Origin of the sequence: Pseudomonas sp. BS-2016 (assembly GCF_001806145.1) — a bacterium.
Classification (GTDB): Bacteria; Pseudomonadota; Gammaproteobacteria; order Pseudomonadales; family Pseudomonadaceae; genus Aquipseudomonas; species Aquipseudomonas lundensis.
On record NZ_MLCT01000114.1, the window covers coordinates 1 to 1,547 of the forward strand.

At 63.3% G+C, this 1,547-nt stretch carries 2 protein-coding genes; both read right to left on the bottom strand.

Annotation, left to right across the window (positions count from 1 at the left end):
* The coding region (locus tag BKD70_RS22805; RefSeq protein WP_070415452.1) for an acyl-CoA dehydrogenase family protein at positions 1 to 802 on the bottom strand (802 nt) is incomplete at its 3' end.
* Between the two features lie 28 nt (positions 803 to 830).
* Positions 831 to 1,547: MaoC family dehydratase N-terminal domain-containing protein (locus BKD70_RS22810; protein WP_070415453.1), on the bottom strand; the 717-nt coding region annotated here is incomplete at its 5' end.

Here is a 1,547-nt window from a genome sequence, read left to right on the forward strand (position 1 = left end):
CATAGGCGCTGGCCTTTTCGATGAACCAGCGGCCGTCACCGATGCACTCGGCGGCAATCAGCGTACGCTCGGCATTCAGGCCATCGAGGATGTATTTGAAGCCCTTGCCCTCCTCGCCAATCAGGCTGTCCAGGGGCAGCTCCAGGTTGTCGAAGAACAGCTCGTTGGTCTCGTGGTTGACCATATTGGCGATGGGCTGCACGGTGAGGCCGTTGCCGATGGCCTGGCGCAGGTCCACTAGGAAGATCGACATGCCTTCGGACTTTTTCTTTACGTCGGCCAAAGGCGTGGTGCGCGCCAGCAGGATCATCAGGTCGGAATGCTGTACCCGAGAGATCCAGACTTTCTGGCCGTTGATCACGTACTTGTCGCCGCGCTTGATCGCCGTGGTCTTGATCTTGGTGGTGTCGGTGCCGGTAGTGGGCTCGGTGACGGCCATCGACTGCAGGCGCAATTCACCGCTGGCCAGCTTGGGCAGGTAGTAGCGTTTTTGCGCCTCGCTGCCGTGACGCAGCAGGGTGAACATGTTGTACATCTGGCCGTGTACGGTGCCCGAGTTGCCGCCGCAGCGGTTGACTTCCTCAAGGATCACCGAGGCTTCGGCCAGGCCCAGGCCGGAACCGCCGTATTCCTCGGGGATCATGGCCGACAGCCAACCGGCGTCGGTCAGGGCCTTGACGAAGGCTTCAGGGAAGCCTTTTTTTTCATCGATCTTGCGCCAGTAAGCGGCATCGAACTCGGCGCACAAGGCGCGCACGCCTTCGCGGATGGCCTTGAGTTCTTCGTTGTCATGGGCATTCATTAACGGCTCTCCGCCTGTTGTTATCGGGTTATTCGAAATGCACTTGGGCGGTCTGCGCCAGGCCTTCAGTGTTGCCCGCCCAGAGTTCTGCGACGCCGGTTGCGGTGATACGCCCGCCCACCTCAAAAGGCTGTGGCGCAATCAGTGGGCGCACGCCGCGATAGGCAAAGCGGCGCAGGGTCGCCTCAGGGTGCGCCCGGCAGAACGCACGCAGGTTCAAAGTGGCGATCAGCGGGCCATGCACCACCAGGCCGGCATAGCCTTCGGTGCCGGTGACGTAGGGGTAGTCGTAGTGGATGCGGTGGCCGTTGAACGTGACGGCGCTGTAGCGGAACAACAGGGTCGGCGTCGGCTCGACGGCCTCTGTCCATTCGCCCCGGGCCAGCGCGTCGCCGCTGCCAGGCTTGGGTGGCGTGGGTTCGCGGTAGACGATGTCCTGTTCCTCGCGGATGGCCAGCCGCCCTTCCTGGGAGTAGTCATGGCGCACAGTGACAAATAGCAGTGAGCCGGTGCGCCCGGTCTTTTCTTCGACCTGGGTGATGGTCGACACGCGCGTAGCCGCCTCGCCAGCCCGCAGTGGCTGCAGAAATTCAAGACGCCCACCGGCCCACATGCGATTGCGGTTATCGGCCGGCGGCAGGAACCCGCCGCGTGCCGGGTGGCCGTCGCTGCCCAACGCCACCTCCGGCAGCGGGTCCTGGAAAAAGCACCATTGCCACAACGCAGGCACAGCGTCGCCGTCGGC